Raw genomic sequence first — 15724 nt, 5'->3', positions numbered from 1 at the left:
TGAGGCGATCAGTGGCGGGCGGCCGAGGTGGCCAGCTCCGCCGAGGTCGGTGCCGCTGACGGCCCCGCGTCCCGCTGCACCCCGGCGCCCTGCGCGAACGTGAGGTGGCCGCCGAGGTAGGCCCCGACGCCGGCCACGCCCAGCCCGGTGCGGCTCAGCGCGCGGCCCCACCCGTGGCGGCCGAGCACCCGGGCGAGCACCGACGCCGCGAACAGCCCCAGCGCGGTGGCGTTGGCCGCCGAGTGTACGACCGCCACCCGTCGCTGGGCCGGGTCCAGGGTCGTGTATTCGGCCGTGCCGGTGGCGACGGCGGGCAGCGCGCCCGCGCAGCCGGCGGCGACCAGGGCCGTCGCCGCGTGCCGGGCGCCGGGCGTGTCGCGGCCGGGCAGCGCGTCGAGGACGACGGCGCTCATCCAGGCACCGACCGGGAACTGCACCACGGCCGGGTGCAGCGGGTGGCCGAACCAGTCGCCGTGCAGCGCCGGCCTGAGCCGGTCCCGCCCGGCGGTGGCCCGCGCCAGCCGCCGCAGCACCCCGGCGGCCGGGTCGAGTGTTCGGGCACCTTCGAGCCTGTTCAGGAGTCTGCGCATGGCACCCGCGTGCCCCACCGGCGGCGGGCGAAACACCGTTTGCCCGTACCGCGGACGGGTACCGGTCCGCGATGACCTCCGGATTCTTGCGGGGCGCGCTCGCCGGCGCCGCCGGTACCACCGCGCTCAACGCCGCCGGCTACCTCGACATGGCCGCCCGGGGCCGGCCCGCCAGCTCCGCGCCGCAGGACCTGGTCGAGAAGGCCGCCGGAGACGTCGGGCTGGACGTGCCCGGGGCCGGTGAGACGCGCCAGAACCGGCTGCGGGGCCTCGGGCCGCTGGTCGGCACCGCGGTCGGCGTCGCCGTCGGCGCGCTCGCCGGCGCGGCGGACGCGGCGCTGGCCCGGCAGCGCCGGTCGGTGCCCGCCGCGGCGGGGGTTGCGCTCATCGGCGCGGCGGCGATGGCGCTGGCGGACGTGCCGCTCAGGCTGTTCGGCATCAGCGACCCGCGGACCTGGTCGGCCCAGGAGTGGGCCTCGGATGCCGTACCGCACGTGCTCTACGGCGCCGTGACGTACGCGACGCTGGCCGCCACGCGCGAGTGAGGGACCGTCGACGGGCGCGGGCCAGGTGCCGCCGGTACGATCGGCGCATCGCTCGACCCAGCGCGCAGGAGGACCTATGCCATTGCGGCGCTCCGGGTCCGCCGAGGCTCTCGCGGGCCGCGAGGATCAGCTGAGCCGCATCCAGCAGATCACCGACACGGCCCTGTCCCGGCTCGGGCTGGAGGACCTGCTCGACGAGCTGCTGGTGCGGGCGCGGGCGTTGCTGCAGGCCGACACCGCCACCGTGATGCTGCTCGACGCCACCGGCACCGAGCTGATCGCGACCGCCGCCAGCGGGCTGGAGCCGGAGGTGTACCAGGGCGTGCGCGTGCCGGTCGGGCGGGGTTTCGCCGGCCGGGTCGCCGCCGCGGCGGGCCCGGTCGTCATCGAGCACGTCGATGACACCAACGTGGTCAGCCCGGTCCTGCACGCCGAGCACATCGCCTCGCTGCTCGGCGTACCGATGATCACCGAGGGGCGGGTGATCGGGGTGTTGTACGTCGGCACCCGCACCCCGCGCCGGTTCTCCCCGCCCGACGTGGAGCTGCTGCAGCTCGTCGCCGACCGGATCGCCCCGGCCACCCAGGCCCGGCTGCACAGCCTCGACCGGGCCGCCGCCCGGGCCCTGCAGCGCAGCCTGTTGCCGAGCCGGCCGCCGAGCATCGCCGGGCTGGACGTCGCCGTGCGATACGTGCCCGGCGCCGAGGTCGGCGTCGGCGGCGACTGGTACGACGTGTTCGAGCTGCCCTCCGGCTGCATCGGCCTGGCCGTCGGCGACGTGGCCGGCAACGGGCTGCGCGCCGCGGTCGTCATGGGCCGGATCCGCTCCGCGCTGCGCGCCTACGCCCTGGAGACCGACGATCCCGCCGACGTCCTGGCCCGCCTGGACCGCAAGATCCAGCGGTTCGAGCCCGACGCGATGGCCACCGCCATCTACGCCGTGATCCCGCCCGGCCTCGACACGGTCACCATCTCCAACGCGGGCCACCTGCCGCCCGTCGCGGTACACCCCCACGGGCCGGGCGTGCTCACCACCGTGCGCCCGGATCTGCCGCTCGGGACGTACCCCGACATCGAGCGGCGCACCACCACGCTGCCGCTGCCGCCCGGCACCGGGCTGATGTTCTACACCGACGGGCTCGTCGAGCGCCGCGACCGGTCCATCGACGCCGGCCTGGCCCGGCTGACGGCGGCGGCCACCCTGGCCCCGGCCACGACCTTGCCCCCGGCGGAAACGCTGTGCAGCACCGTCATGGCGGCCATGCTCGGCGACCACGCGCCGACGGACGACATCGCGGTCCTGGCCCTGCGCCGCACCACCGGATAGTCAGTGGGGCCGCGCCGCCTTGCGCCCCCTGCGGTCCCCGCTCGGCGAGCGCGACGCGGGACGACACTCCATCAGTCTTACCCAACGCGGACCCCGCGCGCCTCGGCGAGCTCCGGTGTGGCCGGGCGGAACCGGATGGCGCTCAGATGCGCCGCGCCCGCCCGGTCGATGAGCGTGACGGTCGCGGCCTCGCGGTGCTCGCCGTGCACGACGTGTTGCCAGTTGCGGCAGTGGGTGGCGAACGCGGCCGGCCGGACCCGCCGGCCCCGGGCCTGCTGCCCCGCCAGCGCGTCGGCCGGGCTCACGTCGAGCAGCAGCAGGTGGACCCGGCGCCGGGAGCGGCGCGCGGCGGCGAAAATCAGGCGCCGGGCCCAGGGCCGGGTGGCGCACTCGTGCACGACGAGCGGCTCCGCGCGGCGCAGTGCGCGCAGCAGCCTCAGGTAGTGGGTGGTGTGGACGATCGGCCGCCAGTACCGGTACGGCAGCCGGCCGAGGTAACGCCGCCACCACGTCCGCGCGTGGTCGGAGTCCAGCACCCGCACGCCGGCGCCGCCGGACGGGAACAGGCGCCGCAGCAGCGTCGTCTTGCCCGCGCCCGGGACGCCGGCCACCACGAGGACGGCGTCGGCGCCGTAGTGCAGCTCGGCGACCAGGCTGCCGCGCAGGTCGTGGCCGGCGCCGGGGTGCTCAACCGCGGCGGCGTGCACGGGCCACGACCTGCTGCAGACGGCGGCGGTTGGCGGGCTTGCGCAGCTCGTCCTGTGCCCGGTTGATGAGCTGCTGTCCCTGCGGGCTGCGCAGGAACCGGCGGATACGCTCGGCGAGCGTCGGCATCGGGTGTCCTTCCCGCCGCTGACGAGAGTCGAACTCTCGCGCACAGCCGAGACCTCGACCCTGTCCGCGGCAACGTGTCGTCACCGGCTGGGTCGAAGGTCTCGTCCACCCCGGTGGCGGGGCCCGGCCACCGGGAACCACAAGGGCTCCGAACTGGCGATGAACCGGCGAAGGACTACTCCCCCTCAGCCGACAAGGGTACCCGACCTCCGCACCAGTGCCAACGTCGTCAGGCTCGGTCCAGCGGGAACTCGGCGTCCAGGCGGGTCCCCTCGCCGGGCGGACCGTCGAAGCTGAGCGTGCCGCCGAGGGCATCGACGCGGTCGGTCAGGCCGATGAGGCCCGTGCCGCGCCGTGGATCCACGCCGCCGACGCCGTCATCGCTGATCGACAGATGCAGGCGGCTACCTCGCACGTACGCGCTGACCGAGACCACGGTGGCCTCGGCGTGCTTGGCGGCGTTGGTCAGCGCCTCCGCCACGACGTAGTACGCCGCCACCTCGACCGGCTCCGGCAGCCGGCCGTCCACCTGCACGTCGAGTTCGACGGCGACCGCCGAGCGGCGCGCCAGCGCCCGCAACCCGGGCCGCAGGCCGCCCTCGGTGAGGATCGCCGGGTGCACGCCCCGGGAGAGCTCCCGCACCTCGTCGGCGGTGCCGTTCAGCCCGGCCACCACGCCGGAGAGCCGGTGGCGCACCCCGGTCAGCTCTGGCGGCACGTCCGCCTCGGCCCGGCGGATGTCCAGCGCCAGCGCGATGAGCCGCTGCTGGACACCATCGTGCAGGTTACGCTCGAGCTGCCGGCGGGCGTCGTCGGCGGCGAGCACGAGCCGCGTCCTGGACGCCACGAGGCCGGCGCTGCGCGCGAGGGTGACGGCCTGGCGGACGACCAGCAGCACAATCACGACGGTCGCGGCGAACCCGGCGACGCCGTCCGGGGCGATGCCGCGCGCCCGCTGCACAACCAGCGCCACGGCCATGGCGGCGACAGGAACGTACGGCAGCAGCAGCCAGCCCCAGCGGGGCTCCGGGCGCATCGTCCAGCCGGGCGGCTCCCCGGCCACCGTGCCCGCCGCGAGGGCGACGAGGCAGAACCCGGCGACGAACCCGGCGTCGGCGAGGGGCGGGATACCGTGCGCGCCCACCGACACCTGGTAGGCGAAGACGCTGTCGGACAGCGCCAGGGCGAACAGCCCGGCGCCGAGCAGGCTGAGCTGCGTGCGGGCCGCGGCCGACGAGGCGCCGATGAGCAGCACGACGATGACCGCCAGCAGCAGGTCGGTGACCGGGTAGGCGAGCGCGACCCCGTTGGTGAGCGGGCCGGCCCCGCCGGCGTTCACCACCGGCCCCAGCACGGTCAGCCAGCTGAGCACGAACAGCGCGCCCACGATGACGAACCCGTCGAGGACCGTCACCAGCTGCCCCGCCGGGTGCCGGGGCGGGTGCTGCACGGACGGGCCGGCGGCCAACGCGGCGAGCGCCGCGAGCGAGAACAGTGGCAGGACCAGGTATCCGGCGTCCGCGAGCGACGGTGACGGCAGCCCGACGCCGCGGACGAGCTGATACCAGGTCCAGGCGACCTGGCCGAGCGCCCAGCCGCACGCCGCGGCCCCCATCCACAGCCGCCACCACCGCTGCGCGCCACTGTGCCGCCCGGCGGTGAGCCAGCACGCCAGCGTCGCGGCGAGCGCGGCGAAGAACTGCGCCGCGTCGTCGACGACCACCGACCACCACGGACTCAGCAGGCCGGAACTGTCCAGCCCGACGACCGCGGCCACCAGGACGGCGACAACAATCCCCCGTCGCAGGTGCTCAGAGCTACACCTACGCAAAGGTACCGCCGGGCCGGCCTCATGCCACGGCTGATCAGCGGTGGAAGCAGCGCTCCAGTTCGTTCAGGCGGTAGAAGTAGCTGCCTTTGGCGATCGGGTGGCAGGACGGCGGGAAGGCGGTCTCGCGCTCGTTGTACAGCATCCGGACCAGGTATGCGTCGCCCTTGGCATACAGGTCCCACTGGATGTTCGCGGCCATCGGTGCCACGGTCGCGCCGCGCCACGGGTTGTTGTGGTACGTGTACGGCTGGTTCAGCGGCGCCTGCTTGGTGCTGCCCGGCAGCTGCAGCAGGACGGCGAGCGGCTCGATCTCCTCGGCGTGCGTGAACCGTAGCACCGCGCCCTTGCCGCTGGTGCCGTCGGCCTTCGCCTCGACCTGGGCGAACAGGTCGTCGAGGAGGACGCCGGCCATCTTGTACGTGATGTCGCGCCCGGCGAACGCGGGGCCGCTCTGATAGAACTCCTCGGCGTCGTCGAGGTACGCGAGCCACGCCGCGTCGCCGGCGGGCAGGAACGGGTCGAGGTCCACCCGGGGTGCCTCGACGCTCAGGTCCGGCGCCGAGCAGTACAGCTCGAACAGCGAGCGGGCGAACGAGATCTGCTCGTCGGCGGGCAGGCCGGCCGCGAAGCGCGGGGTGAACAGGCGGGACACGACGTGCCGGGCCACCTGGGCGGTGCGCGGCTGGCCGTCGATGCGGGCGAGCACCGCGGCCAGGTCCGGGTCGCCGTCCACGTATGCCCGATAGTCGGCGTTCTGCGGCTGCTTGTGGAAGTACAGCACATCCTTGTTCGTGACCGGGGCCTGGACGAGCCCGGTCAGGGCCGGGGCGGCGGAGGTCAGGCCGCCGGTGAACGCGTTGGCGCTGTCCACGGCCCGGGTGACGCCCGAGGTCTGGACCTCGATCGGCCGGCGCTGGGCGGCGATGTCGGCGAAGAGCCGGGGCAGGCGGGCCTGCATGCGCTGCGCGGTCTCGCGCTGCTCCCGCGCGCCGAGGCCGGACAGATTGCCGTATCCGACCGACGCTCCGGCGTCGAGCAGCGTCCGCACCTGCGGGACGAGCGCGGAGCCGAGCCCGGTCAGCCCGCCCTCGGCCTGGGCGCGCTGCAGGACGGCCAGCAGGGCGTCGCCGTCGTCGCTGTCGGACATGGCCCGCGAGCCGTGCCGCGCGACGTTCTCGGTGAAGACCGGCACGAAGCCGCGCGGAACCGGCTGGTAGTCCCGCAGCCGCTCCTGCGGCGAGTAGGGCGTCTTGGTCGTGTAGTTGTGTGAGACCGATCCCGCACCGTGCGCCTGCGCGGTCGAGGGGACGGCGAGCACCAGCAACGTGAGGGCCAGCGCGGCGCCGGCGCGAGCGGTTCGTTTCACCGCCGCACTGTGGCAACCGGGGCGGGCCCGCGGCCGTGGATGCGGTGAGCGGCCAATGAACTTCACGCGACGCTTCGCCGCGCCCTCGGCCCCTAAGCTAAGTAACTGCCTGGCGTCAGCGGCGCCGGCCGGGCCGCCCCGGCCCGGATGACCGCCGCCCACCGCGTCCCCCGGCTGCGGAACGTGCCGGCAATCTCCGCCTACGGCTGCGGGATGACACCGCGGCGGTCGCCCGGGGCCGGGCCGGCGGGCTGGTCCGTTTCCGGTGCGGCCCCGTCGCGAAATGCGGCCTGGAGGGCTTTGGTGTCAGCGTCCTGATCGGCGACCACGATGGCGATCTCCAGGTCGTTGATGCCGAACACGATGACCCGCCGCCCGTCGAGGTCCACCTCCATGACGGCACCGGGGTCGGCCCGGTCCTCGAACATCCTGCGCAGCGACTCGGCGAGATTGAACGCCGACGTGCCGGCGGCAGTGAACCGATCCCGCAGGTATGGGTCCACGTCCACGGTCCGCGAAGCGCGGACCTCGAGGCCGTCCACGCTGGCCACGACCCACGACAGCAGGCCGGCGGTCACGATGTCCCCTCCGTAGCGTAGGTCACGGCGCCCCAGTTGCCGTGACCGCCCGGGTAGAGGCGATCACGCAGGTCGGCGGCGTCGATCGGGCCGAGGACGGCCAGGTTGGCGGCTGCGCCGGCGATGAGCTGGCGGTCGAATTCGTGCGACCGGCCGGCCGGCACGAACGCGCAGAGGAGCAACTCGTCCCGGACCGGGTGCAGCACGACCGTGCCCGCGGTGAACCGAACCGATGCTGACGCCGACCGGCGGCCGTCGAGGATCGAGGCCAGCCCGCCGGCGGTGGACAACAGGGTCGCGGTCGCGGCGGAGAAGCGCTCGACGTCCTCCTCACGAAGCCGATCGTCGAACATCGCGCACGGCAGGCCGTCGGCGCAGACCAGGCCGATCACGGTCCGGTCGGGCAGGCCGCGCCGCAGGGACATCAGGATTCGCCTGATCTCGTCCGCGACGCCGCGTGGGGTGCCGATCCGGTTGAGCGGCGACTCGGGGCGCGGCCGGGTGCTGTTGAGGCGCACCAGGTATCGCACCATGCGCACGTCGCCGGAGCGCAGGTCGTGGATCTCGATGGTGGCCCGGTTGGCGCCGGGCTCGGGCCGGAACCGCAGCTCCACGAACGTGTCGCCGGGGCGCAGGTCGACCCACTCGGCCAGGGTTTCGGCGCGCCACTTGCCCGCGGGGATCTGTGCGTAAAGGCGCTCCGGCGGCAGGCTGTCGCCCGGCTCCAGGGTGCCGAGGTCGATGAGTTCCGTCTCGGTGATGGCCGGTGCCGGCCTCGTCAACCGTCGCGCGATCACCACGTCGCCGTCGCCGTCGAAGCGGCGCTGCGGGATGATGGTCGCGGCCCGGGTCAGTTCGCCGTGGACGTACTGGTACAGATCGCCGACGGTGATGTCGCCCGTCTGCGGCGCGCCGGCGATCTCGGTGCCGAGGCCCTTCACGAGGTACGACGTGAAGAGGCTCAGCCCGTCCTGCTCGGCGGCGTCGGGGCTGCGCTGGCGCGCCCGGGAGCTGGTGAGGACGTAGCGGCCCCGCCCGGCCAGCGGCCCGGCGCCGTCGCCGCTCTTGAACGCGCCGCTGTAGCAGCAGTCCAGGACGAGCACGACGTTGCGCACGACGCTGGCGTCGATCATCGCCGAGATCTGGGTCGAGCTGACCATCGTGGACACGGGCAGGTCGGTGCGGCTGTCGTGGCCGGCCAGGAACAGCGCCTCGCCGGTCAGGCTCGTCATGCCGTGCCCGCTGTAGTAGACGAGCAGCACGTCGTCGTGGCGCGCGGCGGAGAAGAACCGCTCGAGCGCCTCGACCAGCTCCCGCGCCGGCCGGTCGACGACCGTCGTCACCTGCGCCGGTTCGAAGATGCCCGACGCCCCGGTCAGGACCTGTGCGACCTGCACGACGTCGTTGCGGGGACCGTACAGCTCGGGCAGGTTGGCCTGGTCCATCGGAAACCGGCCGTTGCCGATCAGCAGCGCGCGGTGCGTCACCCTCGCGGGCCGTCCGGCCGGTGGGCATCGAGCGCCCGGGCCAGGCGCTCGAACGCCGGCCCGCTCAGGCCCGCGCTGTCGATCTCGATCTCCTGGACGGCGTCGCCGTCGCGCCAGGTGATCCGCACGCGGCGGGTGCGGTCCCGCTGCAGCCAGGCCCGGAAGCAGGCGACGGCGGCCCGGAACGCGCCCGCGGACCCGAGGGCCAGCACGACGGTGTCGAGCGCGCCCTTCTGCCCGGCGGCGGCCGTGCGCACGACGGAGACCTCACCGACCTCCTCGCGCAGGCTGCCGAGGAGATCAGCCTCGGCGGCGAGCCATCGCTCGTCGTCGGCGTCGAGTCGCTCGCTGACGAGCTCCAGCCCGATCTGCATGGCGCCCATCGTAGAGCGATCCGGCAACCGGAGGGGCCGCGGCAGTAGTACGCCGGGTCGGCGGTCCGGCGCGATCCGGGCCGCCTGACCCCGTGCCGTGCGGACGGCTTGACACTCGAAAATAGGTCAATAATCATTGAGTCAATGAACGGTGACCTTTCTTCGTTGCCGGCGCGGGCTCGGGTGCACGCCGCGCTCGGCGAGCCCGCGCGTCTTGCCATCGTCGACACGCTCGTGCTGGGTGACGCCTCGCCGGGCGAGGTCGGCCGGCAGCTGGGCCTGCCGACCAACCTCGTGGCCCACCACGTGAAGGTGCTCAGCGACGCGGGCCTGGTGACCCGTATCCGATCAGAGGGCGACCGGCGCCGCACCTACCTGCGGCTCGTCCCGGAGGTCTTCGCATCCCTCGCCCCGCCATTCCTGGACCGGGCGGAGCGGGTGGTGTTCGTGTGCACGCACAACTCGGCCCGCTCGCAGCTGGCCGCCGCGCTGTGGCGCGAGCGGGTCGGCGAGCCGGTCGCCTCGGCCGGGACGCACCCGGCCCCCCGGGTGCACCCGCGGGCGGTGAAGGTCGCACATCGACACGGCCTGACCCTCGACCCGGCCGGCACCGCGCACGTCGCCGACGTCGTGCACGACGGCGACCTCGTCATCGCGGTCTGCGACAACGCCCACGAGGACCTCGCCGCCCCGGACGCGCCGGTCCACCCGAGGCTGCACTGGTCGGTGCCGGACCCGGCCCGCGCGGACACCGACGACGCGTTCGAGGCCGCCTACGCCGATCTCTCCGACCGGATCACCCGACTCGCGCCGGCGGTCATGCCCGTCCCGCGCTGACACGACTCCGCCCGCTGATCCATCCCGACCCGCAGAAGGATCCCCACCTCGTGAACCCGACCCTGTGGCGGCGCCTGCTGGCCGAGTTCGCCGGCACCGCGCTGCTGGTCACCGCCGTCGTCGGCTCCGGCATCATGGCCACCACCCTCAGCCCGTACGACGCCGGCCTGCAACTCCTGGAGAACTCGGTCGCCACCGCGTTCGCCCTCGGTGCGCTCATCCTCACCTTCGGCCCGGTCTCCGGCGCGCACTTCAACCCGGTCGTCTCAGCCGCGGACTGGTTCCTCGGCCGCCGGAGCGGGTCCGGGCTGGCCGGCCGGGACGTCGGCGGCTACGTCCTCGCGCAGCTCGGCGGCGCGATCGCCGGCGCCGTCCTGGCCGACCTGATGTTCAACCTCCCGGCCGTGGACTTCGCCACCAAGGTCCGCACCGGCGGGCACCTGTGGCTCGGCGAGGTCGTCGCCACCGCCGGTCTGATCCTGCTCGTCTTCACGCTCGCCCGCTCCGGTCGCGCCACGGTCGCACCGGCCGCCGTCGGTGCCTACATCGGCGCGGCCTACTGGTTCACCTCCTCCACCAGCTTCGCCAACCCCGCCGTCACCATCGGCCGCGCGTTCACCGACACCTTCGCCGGCATCGCGCCCGCCTCCGTGCCCGGCTTCATCGCCGCCCAGCTCGCCGGTCTCGTCGTCGGCGTGGCGCTGGTGCTCGCCCTGTATCCATCCGCCGGCGAGTCCGTCCGCTCTCGAACGCCCGAACGCCTTGAAGGAACCCGCAGATGAGCGCCAGGCCCGCCGTCCTGTTCGTGTGTGTGCACAACGCCGGGCGCTCCCAGATGGCCGCCGGCTGGCTGCGCCACCTCGCCGGTGACACGGTCGAGGTCCGCTCCGCCGGCAGCGAGCCGGCCGACCGGATCAACCCGGTCGCGGTCGAGGCGATGCGCGAGGTCGGCATCGACATCACCGCGAACACCCCACGCAAGCTCGACTGGGACACCGCCGAGTCCTCCGACGTGCTCATCACCATGGGCTGCGGCGACGCCTGCCCGGTCTTCCCCGGCAAGCGCTACCTCGACTGGCAGCTCGACGACCCCGCCGGGCAGGACATCGAAGCCGTGCGCCCGATCCGCGACGAGATCCGCCGCCGCGTCGAGCGGCTGCTCACCGAACTGCGCGCCGCCCGCTGATACCCGCGCTCGGCCCAGGTGGGCGGGCGACGCCGGCAGCCAGGAGCCGTGGCGGGCGCGGGCAGGTCCAGGAACACGGTCAGCCATCGGATCGCGACGCCGTCACGATGCCAGCGATGTGGCGCCGGCGAAGCAGTCCCAGATCTGCAGCCGCGAGCCGTCGGCCGAGCCGTTGTCGGTCACGTCGAGGCACCTGCCCGACACCGGGTTGCGCAGGGTGGCCGGGTCGTCCGGGGCGCGGGTGCGTTGACAGGTGCTGCGACTTTGTCAATGTAGCTCTTGAATTAAGTCCTGTATTGACCGATCGCGTGGCTCGGCATAGCCTCCGATAAATCTGTTAAGTGGCCGAACAGTTCGGCAAGGGAGGTGTTCAGGTGCGGAGACTGAGGTCGTTGGCCTCCGCCGCGCTGGTCGCGTCGATGATGGCGACCGGTCTGGCGATCGTGTCGGCCCCGGGCGTCGCGCAGGCGGCGGTCGTGTGGAACGAGGACTTCAACGGCGCGTCGGGCCAGGGCGTCGACTCGTCCAAGTGGAACTTCGACACCGGCGGAGGCGGCTTCGGCAACTCGGAGCTCGAGTACTACAACAGCGGCACCAGCAACGTCTACCAGGACGGCCAGGGCCACCTGGTCATCGAGGCGCGGCGGGAGAGCGGCGGGCACAGCTGCTGGTACGGCACGTGCCAGTGGACGTCCGGGCGCATCCAGACCGCGGGCAAGTTCACCCAGCAGTACGGCCACATCGAGGCCCGTATCCAGGTGCCGAAGGGCAACGGGCTGTGGCCCGCGTTCTGGATGCTCGGCGGCGGCAACTGGCCGGGCGACGGCGAGATCGACATCATGGAGAACGTCGGCCGTGATCCGAACACCGTCTACGGCACCATCCACGGCCCCGGTTACTCCGGCGGCAACGCGGTCGGCGGCACCCGCAACATCGGGCAGGCGCTCGGCAACGCGTACCACACCTTCGCCGTCGACTGGTCCCCGAACCTCATCATCTGGACCATCGACGGATCGGAGTACTTCCGCGCCACGCCCGCCAGCGTCCGCGGCAACGCCTGGGTGTACGACCACCCGTTCTTCATCATCCTGAACCTGGCTGTCGGCGGGAACTTCCCGGGCAGCCCCGACGGCAGCACGCCGTCGGTCAACCGCATGCTCGTGGACTACATCCACGTCAGCACGTCGAGCACCACCCCGCCGACGGGCAGCACCGGCGCCCTGCGCGGCAACGAGAGCGGCCGCTGCATCGACATCCCGTCGGCCAACCCGGTCGACGGCGCCCGCCTGCAGGTCTACGACTGCAACGGCACCGGCGCGCAGCAGTGGACGATCGGCTCGGACAACACCGTCCGGGCGCTGGGCAAGTGCATGGACGTGGCCGCGGCCGGCACCGCCAACGGCACGGCGATTCAGCTGTACACCTGCAACGGCACCAACGCCCAGAAGTTCACCCTGTCGGCCGCCGGCGACCTGGTGAACCTCGGCGCGAACAAGTGCGTGGACGTGGCCGGCCACGGCACCGCCAACGGCTCGCAGCTGCAGCTGTGGGACTGCACCGGCGGCGGCAACCAGAAGTGGACCAGGGTCTGAGCGCAGCACGACCGGACGGCCCCTGACCCGCCCCGCGGCGTTCAGGGGCCGTGCGTTGTCCGGCCCGCACGCGGGGTCGGCCCGGGTTTCACCAAAGTTGGCCAGGTCAGGGCCGCCGTCACACCGGGCCGGGGCCGCCCCCGCAGCCCTCCACGATGTAGGTGGAGTAGCCGGCTTTGATGCCCCAGTCGAGGACGACACCTTCACAGTTCGTGGTGTGCCCGCCCTGCTGGTGGGTGCGCGCGGCATCGGAGAAGAAGAGCCAGCCGCACATCGTGTTGGCCGGACACGCACTGTATGCGGCAGCCGGCGTGACCGGCGCCAGCACAAGCGAACCTACGCCAACGGCGGATGCCAGCGCGAAGCGACGGAGCAATGAAGTCATGTAACGATGCTCGACAATGTAGTACCGAAGCGCAAGAGTTCGGGACCCTCGCACCTGCCTGCGCCGGTCCGGTCGCCAGCACCGTGCAATCACTGATGAACTCGCACTCCGGTGCGACCGCCGCCGCGCGGTGCTCACGCATTCCTCCGGCGCCGTCGATCACCGCAGGCCGGTACGGGCAGGGCCCCGCGTCGCGCGCGGAGCCCACATCCCGTCAGGTGTCAGAGATAGGTCGGCGGCTACTCACTGAAGGTGCACGGCGTGCCGCGGGTGACGCAGTTGAGCGGCCAGCTGAGACCGACGACGATGAGGCCGGTGTTGATGGAGTTGCCCGGGGCCAGCACGGCCGGGTTCTTGTTTTGCAGGACGAAGTGCTGGCCCGTCTGCGTGACCTGGATATCGAACGAGAACAGGCCCACAGCGTATTCACCCGGGGGCAGATCGAACTCCAACCGCCAGCCGTTTATCGGAGCGTTCGTGTCATTCGTGATCGTGAATCTTAGGTTGTACGACGCCGGCCCGAGTGGCCGCCGGCTCAGGGTCGCGGTGTCCGCCGACGCCGCGCCCGGTGCGAGCAGCGTCGCTCCCCCGATAAGCGTGGCGACCAGCGTGGCCAGTGTGGCAAGTCGCAGTCGCCACCGCTTTGTGTTGTTGTGCAACGTCTTCCTCCTGTGAGATGGGTACGGCGATTGTTCCGGCGGACAGTTCGCGCGAGCGGCACTTTGCCGTCGCCGCGTCCGTGCCCGACGGAGCGAGCCTTTCACGAACGTCGATGTTACCCGGAACTCGTACCCGCCACTGATGGGCCGTTCACCCGATTTCTTTACGACACATGGTGTTCGCCGTGCTCGCCCGCGAGGCCCGCCGCCGCTCCGACCACGCCACGATCGTCCAGGTCAGCTCGGCCCACACGAACTGGGCTGATACCCGCGACACCCCGGCCACCTACCGGCCCGCGAGCGGGTCGGACCGGCACGTGGCAAGGGGGCAGTTTGACCTGCTCCCGGGCGGGTAGCGGAAATTGTCATGGGTGCGATTACGGCTGAGGTACTGATCTCCCGGCTGGCCGAGTGGGGCGTCGACACGGTGTTCGGGCTGCCCGGCGACGGCATCAACGGAATCATGGAGGGGTTGCGGCGTAACGGGGACAAAGTGCGCTTCGTGCTGGTGCACCACGAGGAGGCGGCCGCGTTCATGGCGACCGCCCATGCCAAGACGACCGGGAGGATCGGCGTGTGCCTGGCCACGTCCGGGCCGGGCGGCATCCATCTCGCCAACGGGTTGTACGACGCGAAGCTCGACCACGTCCCGGTGCTCGCGATCACCGGGCTGCAGGAGTCCAGCGTGCTGGGCACCGGCTACCAGCAGGAGGTCAACCTCGACCGGCTCTACGAGGACGTGGCCGAGTACGACCAGATCATCATGAACCCGGCCCAGCTGCCGGCGCTCGTCGACGTCGCGATCCGCACCGCCTACGCCCGCCGCGGGGTGGCACACCTGACGATCCCGAACGACATCCAGGTCGCGCCCGCCGGGGAGGACCCCTACCAGACGGTGGCGCCGGTCAGCCCGCCCGAGACCGCCCCGATCTACCTCGCACCGGCGATCCGCCCCCGCGACGCGGACCTGCACGCCGCCGCGGACGTGCTCAACGCCGGCCGCAAGGTCGCCATCCTGGCCGGGATCGGCGCGCGCGGTGCCGGGCCGCTCGTCGAGCGGGTCGCGGACACCCTCGCCGCGCCGATCGTCAAGACGCTGCCCGGCAAGATGGTGGTGCCGGACGACTCGCCGTACGTCACCGGCGGACTCGGCCTGCTCGGCACCAAGCCGAGCGAGGATCTCATGGAGGAGGCCGACGTCCTGCTGATGCTGGGCACGAACTTCCCGTACACCAAGTTCCTGCCCAAGCCCGGCGCCGCCAAGGTGGTGCAGGTCGAGATCGACCCCACCCGGGCCGGCACCCGCATCGCCACCGACGTGCCGCTCGTCGGCGACGTCACCGCCACCCTCGAGGCGCTCCTGCCGCTGCTGAGGAGCAAGGACAAGGAGCATCTGCACCGGTACCAGGAGAAGGTCCGCGACTGGCACGAGCAGATGGCCACGCTGGAGTCGCCGGAGCGGGACCCGATCGCCCCGCAGTACCTGGCCGGTGAGCTGAACCGGCTGGGCGCCGACGACGCGATCCTCACCTGCGACTCGGGCACGATCGCGACCTGGGCCGCGCGGCACTGGCAGATCCGCGGCGCCCGGGAGTTCTACCTGTCCGGGACGCTCGCGACGATGGCGCCCGGCCTGCCCTATGCGGTCGCCGCGCAGCACGCCAACCCCGGCCGGCAGGTCATCGCCTTCGTCGGCGACGGCGGCTTCGCGATGCTCATGGCCGAGTTCCACACCGCCGTGCGGTACCACCTGCCGATCAAGGTGGTCGTGAACAACAACAACTCCCTCGGCCAGATCCTGTGGGAGCAGATGGTCCTGGGCTATCCGGAGCACGGGGTGCGCTTCGGCGAGCCGGTGCCCGACTACGGCGCGATCGCCCGCGCCTTCGGCGGCTTCGGCGCGCGCGTGGACAAGCCCGGCGACCTGGACACGGCGCTGCGGGAGGCGTTCGCCCACGACGGGCCGGCGCTGGTCGACGTCGCGGTGGACCCGAACGAGCCGCCGCTGCCGGCGAGCGTCACCTACGAGCAGGCGAAGAAGTTCGCGACCGCGTTCCTCAAGGGCCAGCCGCACCGCGCGGCGATCGCCACCACCCTGTTCAAGGACAAGATCCAGAAGCTGAAGGGCTGAGT

The 15724-nt window shown here is 72.6% G+C and carries 19 protein-coding genes; 8 read left to right on the top strand and 11 right to left on the bottom strand.

Annotation, left to right across the window (positions count from 1 at the left end; translation table 11 throughout):
- Positions 1-8 precede the first annotated feature (8 nt).
- A complete protein-coding gene (locus ACQPY0_RS28480; RefSeq protein ID WP_432994571.1) occupies positions 9-590 on the bottom strand; it encodes a DUF2231 domain-containing protein in 582 nt (193 codons plus the stop codon).
- Between the two features lie 71 nt (positions 591-661).
- Here ACQPY0_RS28480 and ACQPY0_RS28475 point away from each other — a divergent pair, with 71 nt between their 5' ends.
- Together ACQPY0_RS28475 and ACQPY0_RS28470 are read left to right on the top strand one after the other, a co-directional pair.
- Entirely contained in the window at positions 662-1135 is a 474-nt protein-coding gene (locus ACQPY0_RS28475; RefSeq protein WP_432994569.1) for a hypothetical protein, read from the top strand.
- 76 nt (positions 1136-1211) lie between these two features.
- Complete coding sequence (locus ACQPY0_RS28470; protein ID WP_432994567.1) at positions 1212-2462, top strand: PP2C family protein-serine/threonine phosphatase; 1251 nt, start codon at positions 1212-1214, stop codon at positions 2460-2462.
- A gap of 77 nt (positions 2463-2539) precedes the next feature.
- Here ACQPY0_RS28470 and ACQPY0_RS28465 read toward each other — a convergent pair whose 3' ends face one another.
- The 7 genes from ACQPY0_RS28465 to ACQPY0_RS28435 all read right to left on the bottom strand — a co-directional run bounded on the left by ACQPY0_RS28465 (position 2540) and on the right by ACQPY0_RS28435 (position 8932).
- Complete coding sequence (locus ACQPY0_RS28465) at positions 2540-3169, bottom strand: AAA family ATPase (protein ID WP_432994565.1); 630 nt, start codon at positions 3167-3169, stop codon at positions 2540-2542.
- Complete coding sequence (locus ACQPY0_RS28460) at positions 3150-3296, bottom strand: hypothetical protein (RefSeq protein ID WP_432994563.1); 147 nt, start codon at positions 3294-3296, stop codon at positions 3150-3152. Before ACQPY0_RS28460 ends, ACQPY0_RS28465 begins: the two co-directional genes overlap by 20 nt.
- 229 nt (positions 3297-3525) lie before the next feature.
- Positions 3526-5073 carry a sensor histidine kinase gene (locus ACQPY0_RS28455; protein WP_432994561.1) on the bottom strand — a complete coding sequence of 516 codons (1548 nt, stop codon included), beginning with the start codon at positions 5071-5073 and terminating at the stop codon, positions 3526-3528.
- Positions 5074-5161: 88 nt separating this feature from the next.
- Positions 5162-6493 carry a histidine-type phosphatase gene (locus tag ACQPY0_RS28450; protein ID WP_432994559.1) on the bottom strand — a complete coding sequence of 444 codons (1332 nt, stop codon included), beginning with the start codon at positions 6491-6493 and terminating at the stop codon, positions 5162-5164.
- A 200-nt stretch (positions 6494-6693) separates the two neighbouring features.
- Positions 6694-7071, bottom strand: a complete 378-nt coding sequence (locus ACQPY0_RS28445) for a hypothetical protein (RefSeq protein ID WP_432994557.1) — start codon at positions 7069-7071, stop codon at positions 6694-6696.
- Positions 7068-8558 carry a caspase, EACC1-associated type gene (locus tag ACQPY0_RS28440; protein WP_432994555.1) on the bottom strand — a complete coding sequence of 497 codons (1491 nt, stop codon included), beginning with the start codon at positions 8556-8558 and terminating at the stop codon, positions 7068-7070. The genes ACQPY0_RS28445 and ACQPY0_RS28440 overlap by 4 nt, the downstream gene beginning before the upstream one ends.
- Positions 8555-8932: an effector-associated constant component EACC1 gene (locus tag ACQPY0_RS28435; RefSeq protein WP_432994553.1), complete on the bottom strand. Its 378-nt coding sequence runs from the start codon at positions 8930-8932 to the stop codon at positions 8555-8557. Before ACQPY0_RS28435 ends, ACQPY0_RS28440 begins: the two co-directional genes overlap by 4 nt.
- A 144-nt stretch (positions 8933-9076) precedes the next feature.
- Between ACQPY0_RS28435 and ACQPY0_RS28430 the strand changes: the two genes are divergently transcribed.
- From ACQPY0_RS28430 to ACQPY0_RS28420, 3 genes are read left to right on the top strand one after another with little or no spacing between them, the layout of a single operon-like run.
- On the top strand, positions 9077-9769 hold the full coding sequence (locus tag ACQPY0_RS28430) for a helix-turn-helix domain-containing protein (protein ID WP_432994551.1): 693 nt from the start codon (positions 9077-9079) through the stop codon (positions 9767-9769).
- A gap of 50 nt (positions 9770-9819) precedes the next feature.
- Positions 9820-10551 carry an aquaporin gene (locus ACQPY0_RS28425; protein ID WP_432994549.1) on the top strand — a complete coding sequence of 244 codons (732 nt, stop codon included), beginning with the start codon at positions 9820-9822 and terminating at the stop codon, positions 10549-10551.
- Positions 10548-10955, top strand: coding sequence for an arsenate reductase ArsC (locus ACQPY0_RS28420; RefSeq protein ID WP_432994547.1), 408 nt, complete (start codon positions 10548-10550; stop codon positions 10953-10955). The genes ACQPY0_RS28425 and ACQPY0_RS28420 overlap by 4 nt, the downstream gene beginning before the upstream one ends.
- Positions 10956-11057: 102 nt before the next feature.
- Here the strand turns inward: ACQPY0_RS28420 and ACQPY0_RS28415 are convergent, their stop codons facing one another.
- Positions 11058-11159 carry an RICIN domain-containing protein gene (locus tag ACQPY0_RS28415; RefSeq protein ID WP_432994545.1) on the bottom strand — a complete coding sequence of 34 codons (102 nt, stop codon included), beginning with the start codon at positions 11157-11159 and terminating at the stop codon, positions 11058-11060.
- A gap of 170 nt (positions 11160-11329) precedes the next feature.
- On the opposite strand from ACQPY0_RS28415, the gene ACQPY0_RS28410 reads away from it, so the two are divergent.
- Positions 11330-12547 carry a ricin-type beta-trefoil lectin domain protein gene (locus tag ACQPY0_RS28410; RefSeq protein WP_432994543.1) on the top strand — a complete coding sequence of 406 codons (1218 nt, stop codon included), beginning with the start codon at positions 11330-11332 and terminating at the stop codon, positions 12545-12547.
- A 118-nt stretch (positions 12548-12665) separates the two neighbouring features.
- On the opposite strand, the gene ACQPY0_RS28405 is transcribed toward ACQPY0_RS28410, so the two are convergent.
- Complete coding sequence (locus ACQPY0_RS28405) at positions 12666-12932, bottom strand: hypothetical protein (RefSeq protein ID WP_432994541.1); 267 nt, start codon at positions 12930-12932, stop codon at positions 12666-12668.
- A 239-nt stretch (positions 12933-13171) separates the two neighbouring features.
- Positions 13172-13591, bottom strand: a complete 420-nt coding sequence (locus tag ACQPY0_RS28400) for a cellulose binding domain-containing protein (RefSeq protein WP_432994539.1) — start codon at positions 13589-13591, stop codon at positions 13172-13174.
- Between the two features lie 173 nt (positions 13592-13764).
- Between ACQPY0_RS28400 and ACQPY0_RS28395 the strand changes: the two genes are divergently transcribed.
- Positions 13765-13947: a hypothetical protein gene (locus ACQPY0_RS28395; protein ID WP_432994538.1), complete on the top strand. Its 183-nt coding sequence runs from the start codon at positions 13765-13767 to the stop codon at positions 13945-13947.
- A gap of 11 nt (positions 13948-13958) precedes the next feature.
- Entirely contained in the window at positions 13959-15722 is a 1764-nt protein-coding gene (locus ACQPY0_RS28390; RefSeq protein WP_432994536.1) for a thiamine pyrophosphate-dependent enzyme, read from the top strand.
- Positions 15723-15724 lie beyond the last annotated feature (2 nt).

Source organism: Dactylosporangium sp. CA-233914 (genome assembly GCF_050942935.1).
Lineage (GTDB): Bacteria > Actinomycetota > Actinomycetes > Mycobacteriales > Micromonosporaceae > Dactylosporangium.
This window is presented reverse-complemented; position numbering and strand designations above follow the sequence as displayed.

What these genes read in the sequence shown, in the direction of transcription:
- ACQPY0_RS28480 (WP_432994571.1), bottom strand. Translation starts at nt 590, where the DNA reads ATGCGCAGACTCCTGAACAGGCTCGAAGGTGCCCGAACACTCGACCCG.
- ACQPY0_RS28470 (WP_432994567.1), top strand. Translation starts at nt 1,212, where the DNA reads ATGCCATTGCGGCGCTCCGGGTCCGCCGAGGCTCTCGCGGGCCGCGAG.
- ACQPY0_RS28405 (WP_432994541.1), bottom strand. Translation starts at nt 12,932, where the DNA reads ATGACTTCATTGCTCCGTCGCTTCGCGCTGGCATCCGCCGTTGGCGTA.
- ACQPY0_RS28430 (WP_432994551.1), top strand. Translation starts at nt 9,077, where the DNA reads ATGAACGGTGACCTTTCTTCGTTGCCGGCGCGGGCTCGGGTGCACGCC.
- ACQPY0_RS28395 (WP_432994538.1), top strand. Translation starts at nt 13,765, where the DNA reads ATGGTGTTCGCCGTGCTCGCCCGCGAGGCCCGCCGCCGCTCCGACCAC.
- ACQPY0_RS28435 (WP_432994553.1), bottom strand. Translation starts at nt 8,932, where the DNA reads ATGCAGATCGGGCTGGAGCTCGTCAGCGAGCGACTCGACGCCGACGAC.
- ACQPY0_RS28420 (WP_432994547.1), top strand. Translation starts at nt 10,548, where the DNA reads ATGAGCGCCAGGCCCGCCGTCCTGTTCGTGTGTGTGCACAACGCCGGG.
- ACQPY0_RS28460 (WP_432994563.1), bottom strand. Translation starts at nt 3,296, where the DNA reads ATGCCGACGCTCGCCGAGCGTATCCGCCGGTTCCTGCGCAGCCCGCAG.
- ACQPY0_RS28475 (WP_432994569.1), top strand. Translation starts at nt 662, where the DNA reads ATGACCTCCGGATTCTTGCGGGGCGCGCTCGCCGGCGCCGCCGGTACC.
- ACQPY0_RS28390 (WP_432994536.1), top strand. Translation starts at nt 13,959, where the DNA reads ATGGGTGCGATTACGGCTGAGGTACTGATCTCCCGGCTGGCCGAGTGG.